Below are 23,487 nucleotides of genomic sequence, written 5' to 3' on the forward strand. Positions count from 1 at the left end.
AGGGGAATCCCCTGGCTGACCTAGAGAGTTGAGCAACCCGTTTACCGTGACCGTATTGCCCCCTACTGCTGCAGACACCCAAGCCCGCAAAGCCGATCACCTGCGCATCTGCCTCGATGATGATGTGCAGTTTCGGCGCACGACCACTGGCCTAGATCGCTATCGGTTTACCCACTGTTGCCTGCCGGAACTGGGCCAGGAGGATATCGATTTGGGCACTCCGTTTTTAGGGAAAACCCTGGCAGCACCACTGCTGATTTCATCTATGACCGGGGGAACAGAACAGGCCTGGCAGATCAACCGCCGCCTCGCCACAGCAGCTCAGCACTACGGGTTAGCCATGGGGGTGGGGTCTCAACGGGTGGCCGTCGAAAATCCAGACTTGATGGCTACCTTTGCCGTGCGCTCAGTGGCTCCCAATATTTTGCTGTGTGCCAATTTGGGAGCGGTGCAGCTCAATTATGGCTATGGTCTCGATCAGTGCCGGCGGGTGGTGGAGCGTCTGGAAGCCGATGTGCTGATTTTGCACCTCAATCCGTTGCAAGAGGCGGTGCAGACCCGAGGGGATACTAATTTCAAGGGGTTGCTAGGAAAGATTACCCACCTGTGTGAGCAGTTGCCGGTGCCAGTGATCGCCAAGGAGGTGGGCAATGGCATCTCGGGGGCCATGGCTCGTCGGTTGATCGAGGCGGGCATCGCTGCTGTCGATGTGGCTGGTGCCGGCGGTACCTCCTGGGCCAAGGTGGAAAGTGAGCGGGCTGAAGATCCGATCCAGCGCCGTCTGGGGCGCACCTTTGGGGACTGGGGCTTGCCCACGGCAGAGTGCATCACTCAGGTTCGTGCGATCGCACCTGAGCTGCCACTCATCGCCTCCGGGGGATTACGAACTGGCTTGGATGTGGCCAAAACCATTGCCCTGGGCGCGGATATCGCTGGCTTGGCCTTTCCCTTCCTCAAGGCGGCCAGTGACTCTGATGCCGCCCTACACAGCCTCATTGATGTCTTGATTGCCGAGCTCACCACGGTCTTATTTTGTACCGGCAAGGCTACCCCAACCGCCCTGCGAGACGACCACACACTGCAGCCGATACCATAGGAAGGCGACCCTGCCCCATATTTCTCCTACGGTTAAGTCATGCGTGATTTTCTCAAATACGCCACCGCCAGTGCTGTTGGTACAGTCGTTGGCCTGGTTGCCCTCATAGCCGTGCTGGGACTGAGCCTGGGGAGCTTCTTTGCCTTTCTGCTGGTGACGGCCTCTCGCGATAGCGCCCCCCAAGTCGAAGATGGCTCCATATTGGTCTTCGATCTGGCTACAGATATCACCGATAGTGTGCCCCTCTCTAGGACCAGTGCGGTGATAGGAGAGACCTTGGCCGGAGAGATGCCCTCCCTTTCCACCTATAGGGCGTTAGCTGCCCTAGAACAGGCTGCCGAGGATGATCGCATTGCCGGCCTCTATCTACGCGGCAACAGCACCGAGGGACTCGCTACCCTAGGGGAGCTCAGGCAGGCGCTGCAAACCTTTCGAGACAGTGGTAAGCCCATCATCGCCTATACCATGGGCTGGTCAGAACGAGATTATTACCTCACCGCCAACGCCGATACCCTGTGGCTCAATCCAGCCGGACTCATAGAATTCAATGGATTTCGGGCCGAGACTCAGTTTGTGGCCGGTGCCCTAGACAAATACGGTATTGGGGTGCAGGCCTTGCAGGCAGGACGCTATAAATCTGCCATCGAACCCTTTGTGCAAACCCAGAGTAGCCCGGAGGCACGGCAGCAAACAGAGGCACTATTAGCCGATCTCTGGCAGGAGTTTCTGGAGGCGGTTAGTCAGAGTCGGGAAGTGCCTGTGCCCCGCCTGCAGCAACTGGCCAATGCGGGTGGGCTATTGGTGGCCGAGGAAGCTAAGGCCGCTGGCTTAGTTGATCAGGTGGCCTATTACGATGACGTGCTGGCAGAGTTGCGACAGCTCACAGACACCGAGGCCAGCGACGATGAGGAGTTTCCTCAGATCGACCTATGGCGTTACAGTCGTGTCGCCACGGATGACACCGAGCCCTTGCAACCGGACCAAATTGCAGTCCTCTACGCCCAGGGGGATATCGTCAGCGGCGAAGGGGACGTGGGCTTCATCGGCTCCGAGAGTTTCAGCCGTACCCTACGACAACTGGGGCAAGACGATGCCATCCAGGCGGTGGTGCTCCGTATTAACAGTCCGGGGGGAGGGGCCAGCGCCTCGGAGGTGATTGCTCGGGAAGTCAATCGCCTGCGTCAAAACAAGCCAGTGATTGTGTCGATGGGGGATGTTGCCGCCTCCGGTGGTTATATGATGGCGGCCGAGGCCGATCAGATCTTTGCCTCTCCCAACACCATTACTGGCTCCATCGGTGTATTTGGGCTGGTGCTCAATTTACAGGAGATTGCCAATAATAATGGCATCACCTGGGAAATCATTAAGACTGCTAGGTTCGCCGATATTGATACCTGGGCTCGTCCCCAGACTGACCAAGAACTGGCGCTCCAACAAGCCATCGTCAACACCCTATACGAGCGCTTTGTCACCCGAGTAGCCGAGGCCCGGGAACTCTCTGAGGAGGCGGTCAATCGGGCAGCCCAGGGACGGGTGTGGTCTGGTCAAGATGCCCAAGCGGCTCAGTTAGTGGATGAGCAGGGAGGGTTGATGGCGGCTATCGAGGCCGCGGCTACCGCTGCCAATCTCGAGAGCTGGCAGGTGGTGGAATATCCTCGGCCCCGCAGCTTGGAAGAAGAAATTTTAGAGACTTTATTTGGCGGACAGCTGGAGTTTAGATCTCAAGATCCGCTGACCCAAGAAGTTCGTGGTCTTTATCAGCAATTGCAAACGCTCCAGCACCTGAATGATCCCCATGGGGTTTACACGCGGTTGCCGTTCACAACTGAGATCGAATAAGAAAATCTAAAGCACCCCCCGTAGGAGGTGCTTCGCATCAATCACTGACTAGATGAACTAGCTAGATGAACTAGCCCACGATGTCAGGAGCCTCGCTGGAAGCCAAGTCGAGGGGGAAGTTGTGAGCGTTGCGCTCATGCATCACTTCCATACCCAGGTTGGCCCGGTTGATGACATCGGCCCAGGTGCCAATCACCCGACCCTGGCTATCCATCACCGACTGGTTGAAGTTGAACCCGTTCAGGTTGAAGGCCATGGTGCTGATGCCCAGCGCCGTGAACCAGATGCCAATTACCGGCCATGCTCCCAAGAAGAAGTGCAGAGAGCGGCTGTTGTTGAAGCTGGCGTATTGAAAGATGAGACGACCGAAGTAGCCGTGAGCGGCCACGATGTTGTAGGTCTCTTCTTCTTGGCCGAACTTGTAGCCGTAGTTCTGAGACTCGGTCTCGGTGGTCTCCCGCACCAGGCTGGAGGTCACCAACGAGCCGTGCATGGCAGAGAACAAGCTGCCGCCGAAGACACCGGCCACACCCAACATGTGGAAGGGATGCATCAAGATATTGTGCTCCGCCTGGAACACGAACATGAAGTTGAAGGTACCACTGATACCCAACGGCATGCCATCGGAGAAGGAACCCTGACCCAAGGGATAGATCAAGAACACCGCAGAAGCCGCTGCCACAGGGGCGCTGTAGGCCACGCAGATCCAAGGGCGCATGCCCAGACGGTAGCTCAGTTCCCACTCACGCCCCATATAGCAGAAGACGCCAATGAGGAAGTGGAAGACGATGAACTGGTAGGGGCCACCGTTGTAGAGCCACTCATCAATGGAAGCAGCTTCCCAGATGGGATAGAAGTGCAGACCGATGGCATTGGATGATGGCACCACCGCACCAGAGATGATGTTGTTGCCGTACATCAGGGAGCCGGCCACGGGCTCGCGGATACCGTCGATATCAACGGGAGGCGCTGCCACGAAGGCAATCACGAAGCAGGTGGTGGCAGCCAGCAGGGTAGGGAGCATGAGCACGCCGAACCAGCCAATATACAGGCGGTTGTCGGTGCTGGTCACCCACTGGCAGAACTGCTCCCACAGGTTGGCGCTGTCGCGCCGCTGCAGAGTCGCTGTCATATGGATAAGTCCTCGTATGTATTTACGAATGCTTGGTTACAACGGACACATGAACGCGTCCGCATGACTTAATGTTAAGGGTTTAATGGAGTTTTGTAAAGCGATGATCACCATTTCCCTAGCCAGTTGAGAGCATAGCTTCCTGAACGAGAGTCAAGTGGATCCCTGAAAGCCTTTTCAGGCTAGGGTTTGCCGATCAGCAGAAGTCGACTGCTTTATCTTACCCTCAAAGCAAAATAGGCTTTGGTTTTTCATTTTCGCGGGAAAGATTCATGTTGGTTAACCTTTTCCCGGGAAAATGATTGCTAGTGTTAACTGTTTGAAACAATTTATCTGCCTCTATGTCCTTGCGAAGCAGTGGTCTAACGCAGATAGGCATCAACACCGTAGTGATCGCTAAGCTCTGTAAAGCCACCTCGCTGGCAGGACCATTTGGTTAAGACAAGCGCCTGATCAAGCCTGCCTAGCTAGCCTGGTTTAGTACACTGATGCCATGGTCGTAGTGCTCACAGTGGCAATAGTGCGACGCTGCGCCTTTGCCGTTGTCGCAGTACTGACTGCCGAGGCAGTGGCCTCTAACGCCTAGCAACCTCCCTCGGCCAGGAGGCTGGCGATAACTCAAGCTCAGAAAGGGGGATCGAAAGTGGTGAGCGATGACCCAAGCCATGGATTCCTGGACGGTGCAGCCTGAGGCCCTATGCTTGAGGTCTAGGCCCACCAAACACTATTGCTTAGATGAGCCATCAGGGGGCCAATGATGTCACGCCGCCGATATTGGTACGTCTGGAGCTTGGTATTGCTAGCCAGCTGCAGCCTGGCAGTCAGTCATGCCATCTCAGAGCCATCCTTGAGTGACAGGCTTGGTTCAGACTCAGATGGCAGTGACGCCGCCCTGGCGACAGCGGCAACACAGTTTCTGGTGGTAGCGGGGGGAGGCGCCCCTGCCTATAACGAAATTGCCTTAGAGAAAAATGTACACTACTTTCAGCGCACTCTACGGGCGTTGGGATGGGCACCGGATCAAGCCAGTATTTTCTTTGCCAATGGGCTCACAGGAGCAGCGACGGTTCGATATGTTGACTTTTGGGGCCGAGAGCGCTTTAAAGTGCCCCAAATTCCCCATCTGCGAGGGGCAGCTACCCGCAGCCATCTGATGCAGTGGTTGACAGCGGCTGGCAACGAGTCGTCTGCTGACGATTGCCCTATCTTTTTCTATTTCACCGGCCATGGCGCTCTCAACGAGGCTAATCCTGACAACAATGCCTTGATTCTCTGGCACGAACAACTGGTGTCGGTGCAACAGTTGGCTAATCAGTTAGATCAGCTTCCTCCAGAGCAGCCATTTGTGACCATGATGGCCCAATGCTACTCAGGCTCCTTTGCCAATCTGATCTATGAAAATGGCGATCCGACCCAACCAGTGTCGCCCCAGAGCCGTTGTGGTTTCTTTGCGACGGTGAGTACTCGGCCATCGGTGGGGTGTACGCCTGAGGTCAACGAAGCTGATTATGAAGACTACAGCTCTAGTTTTTTCGCTGGCCTCAGTGGTCGCGATCGCATCGGCAAGTCGGTCGCCTCTGCCGACTACAATGACGACGGCCGGGTGTCCTTCGCCGAAGCCCATGCCTTTTCTAAGATCGACGCAGAAACGACTGACTGGCCTATCTCTACCGTAGAGGCCTGGTTGCAGCGGCAAGCCACCGCTGCCGATCGACGAGAAATTTTCGATCTGCCCTTACGGGATTTGTTAGCCGTAGCACCACCGGCACGGCGTGTGGTCTTAAGGAGGTTGGCTGAGAAATTAGGCCTGTCCCTCCAGCAGTCTTACCGGGTCAACCGTTCCCAGATGTCGAACCATGACCTGAATCAGGCCTATCACCACAGACTGCGGATGGAGGTACTGACCATCGGCATGGAGCAGCGCCTGCGGACTCGCGGGGACGCCGAAGCGATGGCCGTGTTAGAGCAATTACTGGCCTGCGAGGCCAGCAGTTGGCGATAAGAGGAACTCAGACCAGGACTACAGGCTTTCTAGGTACTTCAATAAGTCGGCCATGTCCTGAGGGCTAGGTTGAAACTGAGGCATCGGTGGTGTGTCACCGCTGATGACTTGCTTGATCAGACTCACTTTGGAGCGATGATCAGATACGCCCCGTAAATCGGGGCCGACTTCACCAGTGGCCTCGATGCCATGGCATACCGCACAATTCATTTGGAAGATAGCTTGTCCCCGTTGCTGATCTCCCTGACGTTCTAAGACTTCCTGAATATAGGGATCGGCAGCCTGGACGTAGCGTATTCCAGCAACCGCCAAAACAATGGCTAGCACCACTGCTAACAACGTTAATATTGTCCGCCGCACTAGTGGGACCAAATCTGTCAGTTCTTCGTTCAACGTCTCTTGGGTCAAGGCAGTAGCAGCTAGTTACGTTTCGTCATGATTACACACCTTAAAGTTTCCTCATCTGCTCCGGCAAGATCATTTAAGATTCTATCGATATTCAGCAGGGCAAAATATCCTGAATCGCCTGCTGGTGGGGGAAATTGTGGTAATCTGGCTGCTTGAATTCTCGTTACAAATCAATACGTTAGTGCGTCATTTACCGTTACTATAAGAGAAGTGAGGGCTGACACAGTGCGCAGTGCGACGATACTGAGTCGATACTCTAAGTCGATACTGTGTCAACGATGTTGAATAGACACCTCACCATTGCACGTTTAATCGTCAAGGAGAGCTAGCGTGGTTGAACCCTTGCTGTCTGGTATTGTTTTGGGGCTCATTCCAGTGACTCTGGCTGGTCTATTCGTAGCAGCCTATTTGCAATATCGTCGGGGTGATCAGCTAGGGCTGTAAATATTGCCATCCCTAGTCGGCAACGGCGCCTGTCTACGTAGGGTTGCTACGTAAGACGCTGCTGGCGCTGGAGAGTTAGGGACTGAAGCCCCCCTATTCCTATACTTCCTATCCCTATACCCCTATACTTTGTGTACTAGCAGGTCCCTGGCTATTGGAGCGTTTTCAGGGCCAGTAGGGCAGCTCCGTAGGCGGCCTCGGTCTGGGCAGCTGCTGAGACAGGGCAGCCCATTATCCGTTGCCGAATGGCTGTCCAGGCTTGATTTCGAGCCCCGCCACCCGCAGTATACACCCGCTGCAGGGGGGAGGCCCCCAAGGTCTGCAGCCGCTCGTAGCCAAGGGCTTCAATGCGGGCTAGGCTTTCTAGGAGGCCGTGGAGAAAGTCCACGTCACGCTCAGGGCGTGGGGTCAGCCGCGGGGAGAGAGCCGGGTCATTGATGGGAAATCGCTCCCCCGGTTGCATGAGGGGATAATAATCTAAAGAGCTGGGAATGTCAGGACGAATCCGTTGACTGAGGTGATGCAGTTGCTCGTCGCTGAAAAAGTGCCGTAGCGCGGCTCCCCCGGCATTGGAGGCCCCTCCCACCAGCCATTGGTCACCCAGGCGATGACTGTAGATGCCAAAGGGACTGTCATCTACCCGTTGCTGGCTAAGTAGCTTGAGGACCAAGGTAGACCCCAGGGAGGTCACCGCTTCCCCAGGGGTATAGGCACCACTGGCTAAAAAGGCGGCAATGCTATCGGTGGTTCCTGCGCAGACTTGGCAGTCCCGTGGCAAGCCAAATTGCCGGGCCATAGTTGGGGTAATGAGTGAGATCGCATCGCCGGGGGCAATTACCTGGGGTAATAGAGCATCGAGCCCCAAGCTCACCATCCAGGCAGGATACCGTAAGGCTCCCACGTCATAGCCCAGCTTCAGGGCATTGTGATAGTCACTAATGCCCAGGTGCCCATGCAACTGAGCCCCAATCCAGTCCGCTTGATGCAGGAAATACTGCCCTTGTTGCCATATTTCGGCAGGCAGGTGCTGCCGCCACCAGAGTAGTTTAGCCAGACTCGAGGTCGCACTTAAAACCGGACTACCTGCTGGGGCCAAGGCTGTCAGGGCCTTCGCCTCAGCTTGGGCTCGACCATCGTTGTAGAACAACGGGGCAGTCAACGGCATGCCAGCCCCATCGCAGAGCATTACTGTCCCCGAGGTGCCAGCCACTGCGATCGCACCAATCTGCGGCCGCAGCTCCCTCGGCACTGCCACCAACACCGCCCTCAGCCCTGTCTGCCAGAGCCGAGGCCAATCCGGAGGTGCAGCCGCCTCTCCTTGGGAATACTCATGGCAACACTGAACTCGTAGCCTGCGGTCAGTCGCCACCACCACTGCCCGCAGGCCAGACGTGCCTACATCAATCCCCAGGGCCAACGCCACGGAGCCGCCATAGGAGGATCAACTAGCTGCAGCCTAAACGTTGACCTCGCTTAGCTCACGAGCCATATAGTCGAAGGGCATCTCCACGAAACTGGCATCTTCAACGCCAGCCGCTTCTACTTTTTCCTTCACGATCTGCTTCATAATCTGAATGCCGACAATGGTAGGCCCAATGGGCACCCCCAGGGAGTTATAGGTTTCCCGCAGGCCTGTCAACACTCGCTCATCGAGAACATCGGCATTCCCTGCCACCAAGGCATAGCTGCCATAGCGCAGGTAGTAGTCCATATCTCGCAAACAGGCAGCGTAGCGCCGAGTAGTATAGGCATTGCCGCCAGCTCGAATCAGCTCTGGAATCTGTTCAAACAATTTTGAGGCTGCTTCCTTGACGATGCCAGCGGCATTACCACTGATTACTGCAGTCGCCTTCACACGCGCCAGCCCACTATCGAAGTACCCTTTGAGGGAGTCTAGGGCGGAGCGATCGAGGTAGCGCCCCGTATCGTCATATGTCTTAATCAGCGTTGTCACGGCATCCCGCATAACCGGTTTTCTCCCAACTCGCAATCAAACAGCAAACCGACTTTAATATGGTGATCACGTTACTATCACGATGGCCTCGGCCCCGGCAGATTGACCATTGCGAATGCTTCAGGGTAGATATCTGAGCCGGAACGAGCACACATCATAGATTCCCCAAATTCACTGTCTTACCGGCAAGCCAGCAAGCCCATGGAGAGCAGCTAACCAGCAGAAGCAAAGGGGCTACGAAGCAAAGGGGCTACATTGATGTAACAGCTTAATTTCTCAGGAGCCAGTCTACCACGGTCCCTGAAACCAACTGGCAAGACCTGAGAAAGATGAAGAGGCCGGGCTCGGAATTGTTACAAATGGCAATCTTTCGCAATGTTTTTGCCGTTAACCTAAGCCGCAGGCTGCCACTGCGGTCTGTTAACCCTCGATTTCTCAACCCCGGCTCAATCACTACAGTTGGACCGGCGCCTGAAGAATATTCCATCTAAAAAAGTATTAAAGTACCCTGATCTAGGCTGATCTAGGCTGATCTAGGCGATTGAACTCAGCCTATCTAGGCTATTCAGCCAGTCCTTGGCCGAGGATTTAGCTGGAACACTCTAAGAGGACACTTGAAAACTCGGCTGAAAGCCCTGCCGGGTAAGCGTTTTAGAGCGTATAGCTCTGTTGGCCAGAATCCAGTCTGGAGCAAGGTTGCAGGGTACTTTCCAAATATCCTCTAAGACAGGCTCAGCAACTGCCTAACTGGGGTCCAGCTTAATTTCGTAACTCTGTTTTACAAACAATTCCGGGATCGCCCTGGGATTTTGTATTTACTGATACAAAACTGCCAAATTCCTATTCATAGGATATGGCAGATAAGTTGAACGCATGGGTGTTAACGGGGTCGATGTCCCTGAGAGGGTGTTTGGACAGTCTGATCGAGATCTCAACGATGCCTCGATAGGGCGCTAGACCATCAAACCCCCGGGGTGTCTGCCGAAGTCATGTAGCTTATGCTACCGACAGGCACCTACTTCAACCACCCTCTAAGACAGGGTTTGAACGCAATAGAGGTTAAGGAGTAATTCATGGCGACTGCTGCAGATGTCTTGACGATGATTCAAGACCAAGACATTAAGATGATCGACCTGAAGTTCATCGATCTGCCCGGCATTTGGCAACACCTAACGGTGTATCGGGATCAGATCGATGCCGATAGCTTTACCGATGGGGTGCCTTTCGATGGCTCCAGTATTCGGGGATGGAAGGCCATTAATGAGTCGGATATGGCCATGGTGCCCGATCCCGACAGTGCTTGGATCGATCCCTTCATGAAGGAACCGACCCTCAGCCTAGTCTGCACCATTAAAGAGCCCCGTACTGGCGAACTCTATGAGCGCTGCCCCCGTGCGATCGCACACAAAGCCGTTGACTACTTAAAGTCTACTGGCATCGGTGACACGGCTTTCTTTGGCCCCGAGGCCGAGTTCTTTGTCTTTGACGACGTGCGCTTCGATCAAAACGAGCACTCCGCCTACTACTACGTCGATAGCGTCGAGGGCCGTTGGAACACGGGTCGAGACGAAGAAGGGGGCAACCTCGGCTACAAGCCTCGCTACAAAGAAGGGTATTTCCCAGTGTCTCCCAGCGACACCCTGCAAGATATGCGCAGCGAGATGCTGCTGACCATGGCCTCCCTGGGGGTTCCCATTGAGAAGCATCACCACGAAGTAGCCACAGGTGGTCAGTGCGAGTTGGGCTTCCGCTTCGGTGAATTGATCCAGGCCGCTGACTGGCTGATGATTTACAAATACTGCATTAAGAACGTTGCCAAGAAATATGGCAAGTCCGTCACCTTCATGCCTAAGCCCTTGTTCAACGACAACGGCTCTGGCATGCACACCCACCAATCCATCTGGAACGGTGGTCAACCCACCTTTGCCGGCGACGGTTATGCTGGTCTCAGCCAGACCGCCCTGTGGTACATTGGCGGGATTCTCAAGCATGCCCCGGCCCTATTGGCCTTCACTAACCCCACCACCAATTCCTATAAGCGATTGGTGCCCGGATTCGAGGCCCCGGTGAACCTAGCCTACTCTCAAGGGAATCGGTCGGCGTCGGTGCGAATTCCCCTGTCAGGGACCAATCCCAAAGCCAAGCGGTTAGAGTTCCGCTGTCCCGATGCCACCTCAAACCCTTACCTGGCCTTCTCCGCCATGCTTTGCGCCGGCATCGACGGCATCAAGAATCAGATCGATCCAGGGTCCCCGCTTGATGTGGATATCTATGATCTCAGCCCCGAAGACCTGGCCAAGATCCCCTCGACCCCAGGTTCTTTGTTAGATGCGCTTAAGGCCCTGGAAGCCGATTATGAGTTTCTAACCGCAGGCGGCGTCTTCAGCGAAGACTTCATTAGCAATTGGATCGAATACAAGCTCGATAACGAGGTGAACCCCATGCGGCTACGGCCCCATCCCTATGAGCTGTCTCTCTACTACGATTGCTAGATCGATACCTTCTCACGCGGCCTTTCTGTGATTCAGCTGAGTAGCCACTCCGGGGAGTGGCTACTTTTGTGTTAAACGGTACAGAGTAACCGCATAGACTCCAGTTTTTATAGAAAATTTCGTTACAATTGTTTGCAAATGGATTCATCTGCATCATTGATGCCATGCCAGACACGCTGACCAAACCAGACACACTGACCAAATTGGCCTATCAAGCTCTGCAGCACGGCAAGAGATACTTTGGGTTGACTCACAAAACCCTTAGCACTCGGTTGATGCGGGCCATCATGCCGGTCCCAGAGCATCAAACTCAACCCCTGGCTTCTGCAACCCTGATACAACTGCAGCAGCGTATGGATGACTTGCTCCAGGTGGATTGGCAAGAGGCTGAGGCCGGTATTTATCCAACTAGCCTGCTCTTCGATACCCCTTGGGATGATTTTCTCCGCTATTACCCTCTGGTCTGCCTAGATATTCCCCAGATCTGGCAGCGGGCTGAGGCTAAGGACGTGTACAGTTTTTCCCCCCAGATTAATACCCAAGGCTACCCCCGTTACTACTTGCAGACGTTCCACTACCAGACCGATGGCTACCTGAGCGATACCTCGGCTAACCTCTACGACATTCAGGTGGAACTGCTGTTCAACGGTACTGCCGATGCCATGCGTCGTCGAGTGTTGGCGCCCTTGAAGCAAGGCGTAGAGGCGCTGATGACGGGGCAATCGGGCTGCCGTACTGAGCAAACCCCCATGGTGGCTCTAGACCAGTTGCGGCTGCTGGATGTGGCCTGTGGCACTGGCCGCACCCTGAAGATGCTGCAAGAGACCTTTCCCCAAGCAGCCACTTACGGGGTTGATCTATCGCCTGCCTATTTACGCAAGGCCAATCAGCTGTTGAGCCAACAGTCAGGACGTTTACCGCAGCTAGTGCAGGCCAATGCTGAAACCCTTCCCTACATCGATCAGTACTTTGATGGCCTCACCTGTGTGTTTCTCTTTCATGAGCTACCGGGGCCAGTGCGGCAACGGGTGATGGCAGAGTGTTTCCGGGTACTCAAGCCTGGTGGGGTGCTGGTGGGGTGCGACTCCATTCAGATGGCAGATTCTCCTGAGTTTAAGGTGGTCATGGAAAACTTCTCGATCACATTCCATGAGCCGTTCTATCGTCACTACATTCAAGACGATTTGAATCGGCGGCTGCAACAGGCTGGATTTATCGACATCACGAACCAAGTGCATTTCATGAGCAAGTACTGGATTTGCCGCAAGCCTGCATAACAGATACTACGCAGGCCAGTTACCTGTGCTGTCAGGGGAGGCAGTCCTTAAAGCTGCAACCTATAAAAGTGGCCGTGTCTGACGAAGGCTGTCTAAAAAAGTCTGTGAATGGCTGGCTTCTGGTCAACGCTGGCGATAGAGTTGGGTTAGCCACCAGTATGGGGGGAATGGTAATGATTGCAAAACCACTGACTGGGGATACGAAGCCCCTGGACGGCGATACGGATGATGAGGCTATGACCGAGACAGCCACCGATCATGTGGATGTGATTGAGACTGTCATCTCTAGCCTGGATCAAGATGATAGTGCTGTGGTGAGCCACACCGATGAAGGCCATCTGTGGCGGTTTAAGTATGGCAGTGTCGATGTCTATGTGCAGTTGACGGGAACGGCTGATACCGACACTCTGACGGTCTGGTCGCCGGTATTATCGCTGCCGGCTCAGGATGAATCGGGGCTGATGCGCCATCTGTTGGAGATGAATTGCGGTGAGACCTTTGAGTCTTGTTTTGGTATCCTCGGAAATCAGGTGGTGGTGCTGGCTAGCCGAGTGTTGCAAGATATTTCTCCCAGTGAGATTTCACGCCTGATGACTATCGTGGCGACCATCGCCGATGACAATGACGAGGCGTTGCGATCGCAATTTGGGGCCGCTCAGGGATAGCGCCATGGCCCCGGTTCCTTGGCGATTGATTCCTGCCTATACCGCCTCAGGGCACGTCCATATGGCCGTAGACAATTGGCTCTTGGAACAGCATCGTCAGGGCCAAAGTCCATCAACATTGCGGTTTTACACCTGGTCAGAGGCCAGCCTCTCCCTGGGCTACCATCAGCGGCAATGGCCGCCCCACTGGGATACCCTATCTATCCCCTTAGTGCGGCGCCCCACCGGTGGACGGGCCGTGTTGCACCAGGGGGACCTGACCTACAGCCTAATCACCACAACCCTGCCCGGCTCCCGTCAACGGGTGTATCGCCATCTCTGTGAATTTCTGCGCCGGGGCTTTGCCAGCCTAGGCGTACAGCTCGACTACGGCAGTCCCCAACGCCGCACCCAGGGCACGGCTAACTGCTTTGCCCTGGCTACTGCAGCAGATCTAGTCACGCCGAGCGGCGCTAAGCTGATTGGCAGTGCCCAACTGCGGCGAGACCACAGCATCTTGCAGCATGGGTCTATTGTGCTGCGGCCCGATCTCTCCCTCTGGACCCGTGTCTTTGGTAGCCCGCCGGCCCCGGCTTCTCTCCCCCCTTCCCTGACAAGGCTGTCCTGGAATCAGTTGCAAACCACCATTATCCATGCCCTCTGCCACGCTGCAGAGACCTACTTTGAGAGCCGTTGGCAGGTGCAACCTCTGACAGCCGCGGACGTTGGGACGGCCTTGGACATGTCTATGCCAGAGGTCATCCGCCCCTAGTCGTTATTCCACGGCAGCTTTGGCAATGGCGGGTAACTGCAAACCGGGAGGGTAGGTACCTTCGTCTTTAATGCGCTGAATCACAGCCTCGGACACTGCTAGATTCATTTTTTGGGCCAAGGCTTTGACGATATCGCCTCGATCAATGGTCCCCGCCACCGCATCGGCTAGGGTGAGTACGGTAATCCGCCTCAGGTTGAGGCTCTCTAGCTGCCCAATCACTTCCGCCAGAGAGGTTTGTTCACCCACCGAGGGAATCTCATTAAGCGGGTGAGCAATATCCTGTAGAGTCAACTGTTCCCATTGGCTACGCTCAATGGCGCGAATATCATCGACACGGATCTGGCCTCGATAGCGACCTTCAGAGGCGGCAAAGAAGGTGGGCGGCCGCCCTTCTTGGAGGAGATACTCATCCGCAAACTGACGCAGGGTCATGTGGGCATCCACCACCCGGAGTTCCCGGGCCATGGCGTCACTCGCCGTCAGGGCCGCCACAGCTTCCTGTAAATCACTCACCCGACTGTAGGACGAGGCATTGCGGAGGGCAAACCAACCGATCAAGGCGATCCATAGCAGGTCTAGCCGTTGGGCGGTGAAGTAAGCAAACAGTCCCAGGGCAATGGCTGTCCACCCGAGAATCTGACCCACCCGAGCCGCCCAGCGGACCCCTTTAATCCGACTTTTGGTTGCCTTCCAGACCACGGCCTTCAGCACTTGACCGCCGTCTAGGGGCAACCCTGGGATGAGATTAAATAGGGTCAACACTAAGTTAGTTTGGGCCACATGGTAGATGAGTTGCTGGGCCATGTCAGGTAGCACCTGAGCCTGGGACAACAGAGAGAGGCCAATGTAAAGGGCAAAGCTAACCAGGGGACCTGCGATCGCAACTTGCGCAGCCTGCCCGGGTGTCTTGGATTCCTTATCAATAGAAGCAATACCACCAAACAGAAACAGCGTAATGGAATTGACTTGAATTCCCTGCTGACGGGCGACCAAACTGTGGCCCAACTCATGGAGTAGCACTGAGGCAAACAAAAGTAGCGCTAAGGCCAGCCCTGCTCCCCAGGCCAAGCCGCCCCACGCCGATTGCCAAGTCGGATCGCTACCGTACAAGAACGTCACCAGCAATACGATGACAAACCAGGAATAGTCGATGTAGAGCGGAATCCCGACGATAGAGCCGACTCGCCAACCGGATTGCATAGAAACGCTGTCCTCAATGGCATCCACGCGAATGATCGCGCTAACGTTCCCATTGTACTGAGGTCACGGATAGGACGGTTGCGGATTTCCCTACCGAACCTCACAGGCCTATCTACCCTCAAAGTAGTCCAGCATTTCCTAATCCCAGGATCATACCCGCCCCAAGAATATGGCCTAAACTAGCCGTGGCCAGAAGTTCTGGTAAGCCAAAGCCTGCAAACAGCATCGGCAACTGCACCGGCAACTCAGGCCCCGCCCCTGGCCTTTGAATGGCATACTTGCCAATGGCGAGGACAAACAGGTTGCAAACAACCATGATTACCGCTATGCTCAGAGACCATTCAGCCGTTTGCGGACTCGCCTGGGCCAGCAATCCCCCGTTGAAACCAGCTATCCCGAAACCAAACACGTTGTTACACTCCCACCTTTATTATCAGAATCAACCGTCTGAAACCTGAAAGGATTATAAAAAGTCATCGCATCAAACTTACAACTTGTTCAACAGAGTTAACACTGACTCCCTAACCCATGCAGGTTAAGATTTGCGGCATCACTCAACCCGAACAAGGGCATGCGATCGCGCAATTAGGAGCCACTGCCCTAGGCTTCATTTGTGTGCCCACTTCACCTCGTTATATCCCTGCGACCCAGATTCAAACCATCGTGGCAACCCTGAAGCGTCGAGGGCATCTCTCCGTCAATACAGTTGGCGTCTTCGCCAACACCAGACTCGACACCATCCTCGAAGTCGCTGTCCACACTCATCTCACCACCGTGCAACTCCATGGCAGTGAATCCCCTGACTTTTGTCAGCGCCTGAAACAACAGCAGCCACAGTTATCCTTAACGAAGGCTTTTCGCATTCGGACCGCAGCGGATTTAGACCGGATTGCCAGCTATGACGGTGCTGTAGATGCCTATTTATTAGATGCCTATCACCCCACCCAGCTCGGCGGCACAGGATGTTCCCTAGACTGGAACACTCTCCAAGACCTTCATCCTCGACATCCTTGGTTTCTTGCCGGGGGGCTAACCCCCGATAATATTCTGGATGCCCTAAGCCGACTTCGCCCCGATGGCATCGATCTCTCCAGTGGCGTAGAAACCGCACCCGGGATTAAAGATCTATCCGCAGTGGCTGACCTATTCCACCAGTTGAGCCAGCTTACCCCCTCGTCCTAATCTTGGTGCTCTATAGGTCCCTGGGGCAAGCATCAGTCATGCCCTCGAGCCATAAGTGCCCGTGTTACCTAAGACAACAAGGAGACGGGCGCAGAACCTTCTCGGCACTTAGCCTTCCAATAGTCGGCCTTGACCGGCTTCAGTTGATACCGCGTCCAGCTCCAAGCGATCCTAAACAAGAGGAGTTTTTGAGCTGAGTTCAGCATTTTGAGGAACAGATATCAGCAAGGTTCTTGACATGCTGCAACAGGGGCACAGGGTTTGGCATTCTCCGAGTTTATGCCCTCGAATCCGATTAATTAAACCAATCCATAGCCCTAGAATCTCCGATGATTGGCTGCCTCGATTCGCAGAAATTTAGTATCTGCTTGAAAAGCACAGACAACCCGTTCTTTGGAGCTCTCAGCTCTATAAAGCAGATGGTATGATCGCTAAGACGTCTGCCTGAATGACAAGGACTCTGACTCATGACACAAGCGCCTATTTCACCTATGGTGCTGGTCATCCTAGATGGCTGGGGATATCGAGAGGATACCAATGGCAATGCGATTGCCCTCGCCAAAACTCCTGTGATGGATAGCTTGTGGGCTACCTATCCTCATACCTTAATTCGCACCTCTGGTAAGGATGTAGGGTTACCTGAGGGGCAGATGGGGAATTCAGAAGTCGGTCATCTAAATATTGGGGCAGGTCGGATTGTGCCCCAGGAGTTAGTCCGCATATCCGATGCTGTTGAAGATGGAACACTACGCCAAAATCAAGCGTTCTTGGATGTATGCCAAACAGTGCGAAACCACAACCGTAAACTCCATTTGATCGGGCTATGTTCTGAAGGGGGCGTCCATTCTCACCTAAATCACTTGCTGGGGCTCCTCGATATGGCTAACGCCCAAGATGTCCCAGAGATTTGTGTTCATGCCATCACGGATGGCCGAGATACCACCCCCTGTGATGCTCAACGTACCCTACAGCGCCTGCAGGACCATATTGATCAGACTGGATGTGGTCGCATCGTCACTCTCAGTGGTCGGTACTACGCGATGGATCGCGATTGCCGTTGGGATCGCATTGAGAAAGTTTATCAAATCATGACTGAGGACGGTCCTGGTAACGGTAAAACAGCCATAGAAGCTCTGCAAACTTCCTATGATGCGGAGATAACTGATGAATTCATTATGCCGATGCGACTATCGCCTGGGGCAGTGGCAGCCGGTGATGGCATCATCTTTTTCAACTTCCGGCCTGATCGGGCTCGCCAGTTGACCCAAGCGTTTGTCGATCCCAATTTTTCTGGATTTGAGCGTGATCGGATTGAGCCACTTTCCTTTGTCACCATGACTCAATACGATTCTTCCCTAGATGTTCAGGTGGCATTTGAGCCTCAAAATCTAACTCAGATCTTGGGAGAGGTGATCGCCAACCATGGTCTAAAGCAATTTCGTACAGCCGAAACGGAAAAGTATGCCCACGTCACTTATTTTCTCAATGGTGGGTTAGAGGAGCCCTTTGAGGGCGAAGATCGAGAACTGATTCCGAGTCCGATGGTTACCACCTATGACAAGGCCCCAACTATGGCGGCAGCCGCGGTGACGGATGCAGCTACCAAAGCCGTGGCGCAGGCATGTTATTCACTGATTGTGATTAACTATGCTAACCCTGATATGGTAGGCCACACCGGTAATATGGACGCTACCATCACCGCCTTAGAAGCTGTAGATGCTCAGCTAGGTCGCCTCCTGGACAGCATTGGTAAGGCAGGGGGGACAGCCATCATCATTGCTGATCACGGCAATGCTGAGTACATGTGGGATGAAGACCACAAACCTTGGACAGCCCATACCAGTAATCCAGTTCCCTTCATACTGGTAGAAGGTGAACGCCTCAAGATTCCTGGCCATGGGGGGCAAGTTAATCTCCGTTCAGATGGCCGTCTCTCTGATATCGCCCCAACTATTTTACAAATTCTGGGGCTTCCCCAACCTCGCGATATGACGGGGCGCTCGATGATGCTCGCGGCTGATGTAGACGTACGGTCTAACCGCACTCCTGTGCGAGTACCGATCTAACTTCGTGCCTGGAGCATCCATAGGAGTTAGAATAAAGAGTCCTCAGGGGGGCGAATCACTTTCGAAGCTTGCCCCACTCATAGTCTCTATATAGCAACCTGACCTGAGCTTAGTGATTCTAGGAGCCCATTATGACAACTACTCTTATTCTACGAGCTATTTGGGCTGTATCCGCCGTTGGATTGACAGTCCTTGTCCTTTTGCATAGCCCCAAAGGAGACGGGCTAGGTGCCCTAGGTGGCCAGGCTCAACTCTTCACCAGTACTAAGAGTGCTGAGACTACCCTCAATCGCGTGACTTGGACCTTAACCGTACTATTTATGGGCCTGACGGTCATCATTAGTGCTGGATGGTTAGAACAAGGGATCAGTTGAGGGCGCGACGTCAAATCAATTAACTACAGATCACCAATCCCCTGAGTAGATTGATACCTCAGTGTCATGGGTGGTCGAGATGGTTATTGGCAAGGTATCTGATTGTTCCTGCCTGGAAAAATGTATTAGCTGAAATCCACTTGCCCGTGGCTCAACTGACATAATGTAGCGATCCCCAAGCCACTCTAGGGACTGAATGTGGTAGCCGATCAGCCAAACCTCAGCCAGCCTACCGGCATTTATCTGCTCAGGTTGCCCATTCTCATAGCAGCTCCAAATATCATCTTGAACGGTCCAAAGTCCGGAAAAGTATAGGGGCTCCATCCGGGCACTGAGACCATAAGTGGTAAACGAGAATGCTCTATGCTGCCAAAATGATTGAATCACCGGGCTGAGTGGTTCGTCATAAATGGCCGCTCCATAGCGAGGCAACGCTTCCAACGCCTGCATCTGTTCCGCTTCGGGTAGACGTTGCCAACGGGGAAGATCTCGGCAGATATCGAAGTCTAGAACTTTGGTGGCAGTGGTCTCCCTGAGGGGCTGTTCTGAGCCCGAGGGAGATGATTTCTCCTCAGGTATTTCAACACGGTGCGTGGTTTGGATGACGTCATCGCCAGGCGGGGTTTCTGAAGACAGGGAATAGGTACACCCCGCTAGCGTCAGTAGACTAGTGACAGAAATCCCGATCAGATTGATGGATTGATAATGATGACCTCCCATTTGGGGTTCCTATGCGTTCACGATAGCTCTGGATTGAAAGTACAAGTCAGTCTCAACGACTCGGTATCTCAGTACCAATAGCAGCTGCGGCTAATGGTTGGGTGCCGTTAAGTAGAGCCAAATCGAGCCATGCAAGAGCCCTAAGTAACTCGGCTCACAAAACCTTCCCAGTCCAGGGATCTAGGGCCCCGTTAGCTCTTATCCCTCTCTTTGGGGGTAGCTGCCCATGGCCGTGCCCCATCAGCTTGGAGCCCATTGTCTTACCATGTGGTGATCAGTCCCCCTTGAGAGGGCTTCCCAACGATTCCCTATACGACAGAAGCCAAGAGAATCCTGATGATTTAGGCAATGTCTGCCGTCAAGATACTATTCTGACAACCCCAATTCTGGGCCAACGTAGGTGTGGAGGAAACAATTACCTGTAGGTAAGCACATACCTGATCAGCCCTAGTTGCTACCTTGGGGTGTGCGCCCCTAGCTTTCCTAGAGAGGTCAGCGCTCTTAACGGCTACAAAGACTCCTTTGTGGCATCTCATCAGCTCAAAGCCCGAACTGGTTTAGCCGATAAGGGCCTAGACGAACCAGGCTTCAACGGGCTTAAGTTAGATGAAGACAGCAACATCTGTCGAGTAAAAACCTATTTATAGCTTAGCGCCAAAGTCATCAAAAACTGACAGCTAGATAGCCAATTTAGCTAAATTTATGATGTGTTAATGCTGTGGGCAAAATTATCATGGCATCTCCGAAGGAATAGAAACGATAGCCTGACGTGATAGCTTCTTGGTAAAGACCAAGGAGACGCTGTCTACCGATAAGAGCACTGACAAGCATGAGTAGACTAGAGCCCGGTAAGTGAAAGTTGGTGATTAACCCGTCGATAACCTGCCATTTATAGCCGGGATAAATGAATAGATTAGTTTTGCCACGAAATGGTCTCAGGGTACCTGATTGGGCGGCTCCCTCTAAGGCTCGGACGACAGTGGTGCCGACGGCAATGACCCGATGACCGCGGGCATGGGTAGTTTGAATTTTCTTGACCACTGATGGGGGAACATCTACCCATTCACTGTGCATGGTGTGTTGAGTAATGTTGTCGGTTTCCACAGGGCGAAAGGTCCCGACCCCGACATGCAGGGTGATGAACGCCCGTTGGATACCGGCTTGATCGAGGCGAGCAAACAGCTCTGGAGTAAAGTGAAGTCCGGCAGTTGGGGCTGCTACTGCGCCAGGTTTCTCGGCGTAAATGGTCTGATAGTGCTCAGCAGGGATATCGGTGTGGGTAATGTACGGGGGCAGGGGGACTTGGCCTAGCCGTTGTAACACTGTTTCTAAGGAATCTTGCTTAGGAGTCGTGAATTGCAGCCACCGACCATTTGTATCGGCATCGGTGGCAATCACCTGAGCAATTAAGTCAGGCTCTGAGTCCTTGCTACCAAAATGGATCGTGGCTCCTGGCTTTAGGCGCCGACCTGGTTTCACCAGCGCTAGCCATCGATCAGTTTTCTGGGGTTCTAAGAGTAATACCTCAACCGCTGCTCCCGCAGGCTTGTGGCCCCATAGACGGGCTGGGATCACCTGAGTATCGTTGAGTATCAGCAGATCGCCCGGCTGCAAGAGGTCGGGCAAGTCGCGAAACCGATGGTGCTGATGTTGGGTGGGTGAGGTAACGGCTAGTAACCGCGAATGGTCTCTAGGACGGGCTGGAGTCTGGGCGATGCACTCGGGGGGTAAGACGTAGTGGTAAGCCGCAAGGGAGTGATGATTAGAGATTGATGAATGCGGGGATTGGTGCTTGGGATCACTCATGGGCTAGGGAATTCGGGAAAAAGCCAGGAGATTGGGGAGAACCCCTAGGTCAGGGAGCGGGCTTTTCCCCTAGGGAGTAACTCGATAAGCCACGACAATAGAAATGTAGCACCCGCTGGAAGTGAAACGATGGAATATACCTACTATCTTGCCAACGCCAGTCTCTGCTTAAGGGTGGTTGAGCATTTGCTAGGGACTCCGCGGCTTCCTCTAGAGTTTATGACGGTGGTTCATCAGATTGACGGGTGGATTATTAAGGTCAAGATGAGTGCCACAATGGCGACGTCGGATGCAGAAGACTTTCGTGCCTATCTGAACGAGTTGGGTATCTCTCACGATCCAGGCATCCGGGTTCGCATGGCATTATGGGGTTTGGAAACTGGCCAGTCACCAGTGGATGTCATGCGACGGTATCAAGTGGCGATTGTGTCCCACGGTAAGCCGGATCGGGATGAAATCGAGGCCTTTCGCCGTCAGTTTGTGATGGGATTGGGATACTGCCCAGAGACTCTTGCCTAGACGCTTGTTAGTGAGAATCCTCACTCTATTATTCGGTTTATGCAGGCAATTTGGCTTGGCAGTTAGTTCGAAAGCGGGATCGTCTAGAAAGTCAGGCGTAGCTAGCCTGAACCTTTTGGTTTTCACCGCATAACCGGATCTTACCCAGAAGCCTAACGTTTCTTCATGGCGAGCCTATATTCTTGCCTAGGATCAGAGAGGTTTGGTTAAACTGTGTCTGGTCTTAGCTCCTTATCCGCCTCAAGTCCGACAGGGCCAAGGAAATATAGGTATGGTTCAGGCGTAGCCTACAGGGGTTGGATGCTTTGGATGCTATCTTACTGCAACAGGCCGCCGACCATGGCTCAGCTGACGGGTAGACTCGCTTTCAGTTCGAAGATGTGTTCGATGGTTTCCTCTACAGAACGATCTGGGGTGGAGGCACCGGAAGTGATGCCTACTGTAATCGGACCGTCGGGCAGCCAGGGATCGTCTACAGTCAGGTCGCCGTGGAGCCGCTTGTGTTCGATCCGGTTGCCGGGACCGATGCGGCTGGCACTGTCGATGTGATACGAAGGAATATTTCGATCAATGGCGATTTCTTGCAGGTGGGTCGTGTTGGAGGAATTGTAGCCACCGATGACCACCATGAGATCTAGGGGCTGATCTACCAGGCCGAACATGGCATCTTGTCGCTCCTGGGTGGCATCACAGATGGTGTTAAAGCTGAGAAAGTGCTCGTTTAGATGGAGAGGGCCGTACTTTTCCAGCATGGTGCGCTCAAAGAGCTTACCGATTTGCTCGGTTTCGCCCTTGAGCATGGTGGTTTGGTTGGCGATCCCGACCTGTTGTAAATCGGTGTCGGGATCAAAGCCCTGGGAATAGGCGTTCTTAAATTTGGCTAAGAAGGTATCTCGGTCGCCTCCATGGAGGATGTAGTCGGCCACGTACTGAGCTTCTTCGAGGTTGAGGACGACTAAATATTTATGGGCGAAGGAACTGGTCGCGATGGTTTCTTCGTGGTTGTATTTGCCATGAATGATGGAGGTGTAGTCTTTTTTCTTGTGCTTTTCGACGGTGTTCCACACCTTAGAGACCCAAGGACAGGTGGTGTCGACGATGGTGCAGCCGTTGTCGTTGAGTAACTGCATTTCTTGGACACTGGCTCCAAAGGCGGGCAGGATGACGACGTCCCCGGGGCCGACGACGGAGAAGTCTTTCTGGCCGTCTTTGACCTCAATGAAGTTGACTCGCATCTGCTGCAGGCGCTGGTTAACGCCAGGATTGTGAATGATTTCGTTGGTGATCCAGATGCGATCGCAAGGAAACTGTTGCCGAGTCTCGTAGGCCATGGCTACCGCCCGCTCGACCCCCCAGCAGAAGCCAAAGGCCTCGGCTAACTTGATGGTGACATCACCACGGGTGAGGGTGTACTGGTTATCCCGAATCGTCTGAATCAGGCTGCTGTTATATTCCGTCTGCATCTGACCGGCCACGTCGCTGTCATGGCCAAAGCCCTGGCGGAAGTATTTTTCAGACTTCTGTAGCGAGCGCTTGAATGCTTTAGTATCCATGACC

Annotated in this window: 21 protein-coding genes; 12 read left to right on the forward strand and 9 right to left on the reverse strand. The window is 53.9% G+C overall.

Going from position 1 to position 23,487, the window contains the following annotated elements:
• Positions 1-46: 46 nt before the first annotated feature.
• Together fni and sppA are read left to right on the forward strand one after the other, a co-directional pair.
• Positions 47-1,096, forward strand: coding sequence for a type 2 isopentenyl-diphosphate Delta-isomerase (gene fni / locus XM38_RS17840; protein ID WP_088431761.1), 1,050 nt, complete (start codon positions 47-49; stop codon positions 1,094-1,096).
• A 39-nt stretch (positions 1,097-1,135) separates the two neighbouring features.
• Positions 1,136-2,935 carry a signal peptide peptidase SppA gene (sppA, locus tag XM38_RS17845; RefSeq protein WP_080813620.1) on the forward strand — a complete coding sequence of 600 codons (1,800 nt, stop codon included), beginning with the start codon at positions 1,136-1,138 and terminating at the stop codon, positions 2,933-2,935.
• Between the two features lie 70 nt (positions 2,936-3,005).
• Here sppA and psbA read toward each other — a convergent pair whose 3' ends face one another.
• Entirely contained in the window at positions 3,006-4,067 is a 1,062-nt protein-coding gene (psbA, locus tag XM38_RS17850; protein ID WP_088430586.1) for a photosystem II q(b) protein, read from the reverse strand.
• Between the two features lie 754 nt (positions 4,068-4,821).
• Between psbA and XM38_RS17855 the strand changes: the two genes are divergently transcribed.
• Positions 4,822-6,069: a caspase family protein gene (locus XM38_RS17855; protein WP_137455164.1), complete on the forward strand. Its 1,248-nt coding sequence runs from the start codon at positions 4,822-4,824 to the stop codon at positions 6,067-6,069.
• An 18-nt stretch (positions 6,070-6,087) separates the two neighbouring features.
• Here the strand turns inward: XM38_RS17855 and XM38_RS17860 are convergent, their stop codons facing one another.
• Positions 6,088-6,477 carry a c-type cytochrome gene (locus XM38_RS17860; RefSeq protein ID WP_202978914.1) on the reverse strand — a complete coding sequence of 130 codons (390 nt, stop codon included), beginning with the start codon at positions 6,475-6,477 and terminating at the stop codon, positions 6,088-6,090.
• A gap of 330 nt (positions 6,478-6,807) precedes the next feature.
• Between XM38_RS17860 and petG the strand changes: the two genes are divergently transcribed.
• On the forward strand, positions 6,808-6,921 hold the full coding sequence (gene petG / locus XM38_RS17865; RefSeq protein WP_068512313.1) for a cytochrome b6-f complex subunit V: 114 nt from the start codon (positions 6,808-6,810) through the stop codon (positions 6,919-6,921).
• A gap of 151 nt (positions 6,922-7,072) precedes the next feature.
• Here petG and XM38_RS17870 read toward each other — a convergent pair whose 3' ends face one another.
• Together XM38_RS17870 and apcB are read right to left on the reverse strand one after the other, a co-directional pair.
• Complete coding sequence (locus tag XM38_RS17870) at positions 7,073-8,344, reverse strand: FGGY-family carbohydrate kinase (protein WP_080806845.1); 1,272 nt, start codon at positions 8,342-8,344, stop codon at positions 7,073-7,075.
• A gap of 33 nt (positions 8,345-8,377) precedes the next feature.
• The gene (apcB, locus tag XM38_RS17875) at positions 8,378-8,887 is read right to left on the reverse strand and encodes an allophycocyanin subunit beta (protein ID WP_080806846.1); all 510 of its coding nucleotides are present in this window, start codon (positions 8,885-8,887) and stop codon (positions 8,378-8,380) included.
• A gap of 1,061 nt (positions 8,888-9,948) precedes the next feature.
• On the opposite strand from apcB, the gene glnA reads away from it, so the two are divergent.
• From glnA to XM38_RS17895, 4 genes are all read left to right on the forward strand, one after another.
• Positions 9,949-11,367, forward strand: coding sequence for a type I glutamate--ammonia ligase (gene glnA, locus XM38_RS17880; protein WP_080806848.1), 1,419 nt, complete (start codon positions 9,949-9,951; stop codon positions 11,365-11,367).
• A 164-nt stretch (positions 11,368-11,531) separates the two neighbouring features.
• Positions 11,532-12,644 carry a class I SAM-dependent methyltransferase gene (locus XM38_RS17885; RefSeq protein ID WP_080806994.1) on the forward strand — a complete coding sequence of 371 codons (1,113 nt, stop codon included), beginning with the start codon at positions 11,532-11,534 and terminating at the stop codon, positions 12,642-12,644.
• Between the two features lie 173 nt (positions 12,645-12,817).
• Entirely contained in the window at positions 12,818-13,309 is a 492-nt protein-coding gene (locus tag XM38_RS17890; protein WP_202978915.1) for a YbjN domain-containing protein, read from the forward strand.
• A 4-nt stretch (positions 13,310-13,313) separates the two neighbouring features.
• Positions 13,314-14,060 (forward strand): lipoate--protein ligase family protein, encoded by a 747-nt coding sequence (locus XM38_RS17895; RefSeq protein WP_202978916.1) that lies wholly within the window; start codon positions 13,314-13,316, stop codon positions 14,058-14,060.
• A 3-nt stretch (positions 14,061-14,063) separates the two neighbouring features.
• On the opposite strand, the gene XM38_RS17900 is transcribed toward XM38_RS17895, so the two are convergent.
• Entirely contained in the window at positions 14,064-15,263 is a 1,200-nt protein-coding gene (locus tag XM38_RS17900) for a site-2 protease family protein (RefSeq protein ID WP_080806996.1), read from the reverse strand.
• Positions 15,264-15,381: 118 nt separating this feature from the next.
• Positions 15,382-15,636, reverse strand: coding sequence for a photosystem I reaction center subunit PsaK (psaK, locus tag XM38_RS17905; RefSeq protein ID WP_080806998.1), 255 nt, complete (start codon positions 15,634-15,636; stop codon positions 15,382-15,384).
• 155 nt (positions 15,637-15,791) lie between these two features.
• Between psaK and XM38_RS17910 the strand changes: the two genes are divergently transcribed.
• From XM38_RS17910 to secG, 3 genes are all read left to right on the forward strand, one after another.
• Positions 15,792-16,445: a phosphoribosylanthranilate isomerase gene (locus XM38_RS17910; protein ID WP_080806851.1), complete on the forward strand. Its 654-nt coding sequence runs from the start codon at positions 15,792-15,794 to the stop codon at positions 16,443-16,445.
• A 467-nt stretch (positions 16,446-16,912) separates the two neighbouring features.
• The gene (gene gpmI / locus XM38_RS17915) at positions 16,913-18,511 is read left to right on the forward strand and encodes a 2,3-bisphosphoglycerate-independent phosphoglycerate mutase (RefSeq protein ID WP_080806853.1); all 1,599 of its coding nucleotides are present in this window, start codon (positions 16,913-16,915) and stop codon (positions 18,509-18,511) included.
• Between the two features lie 131 nt (positions 18,512-18,642).
• Positions 18,643-18,885 carry a preprotein translocase subunit SecG gene (gene secG / locus XM38_RS17920; RefSeq protein ID WP_080806855.1) on the forward strand — a complete coding sequence of 81 codons (243 nt, stop codon included), beginning with the start codon at positions 18,643-18,645 and terminating at the stop codon, positions 18,883-18,885.
• A 30-nt stretch (positions 18,886-18,915) separates the two neighbouring features.
• Here the strand turns inward: secG and XM38_RS17925 are convergent, their stop codons facing one another.
• Together XM38_RS17925 and queA are read right to left on the reverse strand one after the other, a co-directional pair.
• Positions 18,916-19,605, reverse strand: a complete 690-nt coding sequence (locus XM38_RS17925) for a hypothetical protein (protein WP_080806857.1) — start codon at positions 19,603-19,605, stop codon at positions 18,916-18,918.
• A gap of 690 nt (positions 19,606-20,295) precedes the next feature.
• Entirely contained in the window at positions 20,296-21,411 is a 1,116-nt protein-coding gene (gene queA / locus XM38_RS17930) for a tRNA preQ1(34) S-adenosylmethionine ribosyltransferase-isomerase QueA (RefSeq protein WP_080806859.1), read from the reverse strand.
• 129 nt (positions 21,412-21,540) lie between these two features.
• Between queA and XM38_RS17935 the strand changes: the two genes are divergently transcribed.
• Positions 21,541-21,930, forward strand: coding sequence for a hypothetical protein (locus XM38_RS17935; RefSeq protein ID WP_080806861.1), 390 nt, complete (start codon positions 21,541-21,543; stop codon positions 21,928-21,930).
• A 344-nt stretch (positions 21,931-22,274) separates the two neighbouring features.
• Here XM38_RS17935 and XM38_RS17940 read toward each other — a convergent pair whose 3' ends face one another.
• Positions 22,275-23,483 (reverse strand): 4-hydroxy-3-methylbut-2-enyl diphosphate reductase, encoded by a 1,209-nt coding sequence (locus XM38_RS17940; protein ID WP_080806863.1) that lies wholly within the window; start codon positions 23,481-23,483, stop codon positions 22,275-22,277.
• Positions 23,484-23,487 lie beyond the last annotated feature (4 nt).

The sequence above is a fragment of the Halomicronema hongdechloris C2206 genome, from assembly GCF_002075285.3.
Classification (GTDB): domain Bacteria; phylum Cyanobacteriota; class Cyanobacteriia; order Phormidesmidales; family Phormidesmidaceae; genus Halomicronema_B; species Halomicronema_B hongdechloris.

Coding starts and splice junctions, on each gene's coding strand:
- sppA (WP_080813620.1), top strand. CDS start 1,136: ATGCGTGATTTTCTCAAATACGCCACCGCCAGTGCTGTTGGTACAGTC.
- psbA (WP_088430586.1), bottom strand. CDS start 4,067: ATGACAGCGACTCTGCAGCGGCGCGACAGCGCCAACCTGTGGGAGCAG.
- XM38_RS17855 (WP_137455164.1), top strand. CDS start 4,822: ATGATGTCACGCCGCCGATATTGGTACGTCTGGAGCTTGGTATTGCTA.
- apcB (WP_080806846.1), bottom strand. CDS start 8,887: ATGCGGGATGCCGTGACAACGCTGATTAAGACATATGACGATACGGGG.
- glnA (WP_080806848.1), top strand. CDS start 9,949: ATGGCGACTGCTGCAGATGTCTTGACGATGATTCAAGACCAAGACATT.
- XM38_RS17885 (WP_080806994.1), top strand. CDS start 11,532: ATGCCAGACACGCTGACCAAACCAGACACACTGACCAAATTGGCCTAT.
- XM38_RS17890 (WP_202978915.1), top strand. CDS start 12,818: ATGATTGCAAAACCACTGACTGGGGATACGAAGCCCCTGGACGGCGAT.
- XM38_RS17895 (WP_202978916.1), top strand. CDS start 13,314: ATGGCCCCGGTTCCTTGGCGATTGATTCCTGCCTATACCGCCTCAGGG.
- XM38_RS17900 (WP_080806996.1), bottom strand. CDS start 15,263: ATGCAATCCGGTTGGCGAGTCGGCTCTATCGTCGGGATTCCGCTCTAC.
- XM38_RS17910 (WP_080806851.1), top strand. CDS start 15,792: ATGCAGGTTAAGATTTGCGGCATCACTCAACCCGAACAAGGGCATGCG.
- gpmI (WP_080806853.1), top strand. CDS start 16,913: ATGACACAAGCGCCTATTTCACCTATGGTGCTGGTCATCCTAGATGGC.
- secG (WP_080806855.1), top strand. CDS start 18,643: ATGACAACTACTCTTATTCTACGAGCTATTTGGGCTGTATCCGCCGTT.
- XM38_RS17925 (WP_080806857.1), bottom strand. CDS start 19,605: ATGGGAGGTCATCATTATCAATCCATCAATCTGATCGGGATTTCTGTC.
- queA (WP_080806859.1), bottom strand. CDS start 21,411: ATGAGTGATCCCAAGCACCAATCCCCGCATTCATCAATCTCTAATCAT.
- XM38_RS17935 (WP_080806861.1), top strand. CDS start 21,541: ATGGAATATACCTACTATCTTGCCAACGCCAGTCTCTGCTTAAGGGTG.
- XM38_RS17940 (WP_080806863.1), bottom strand. CDS start 23,483: ATGGATACTAAAGCATTCAAGCGCTCGCTACAGAAGTCTGAAAAATAC.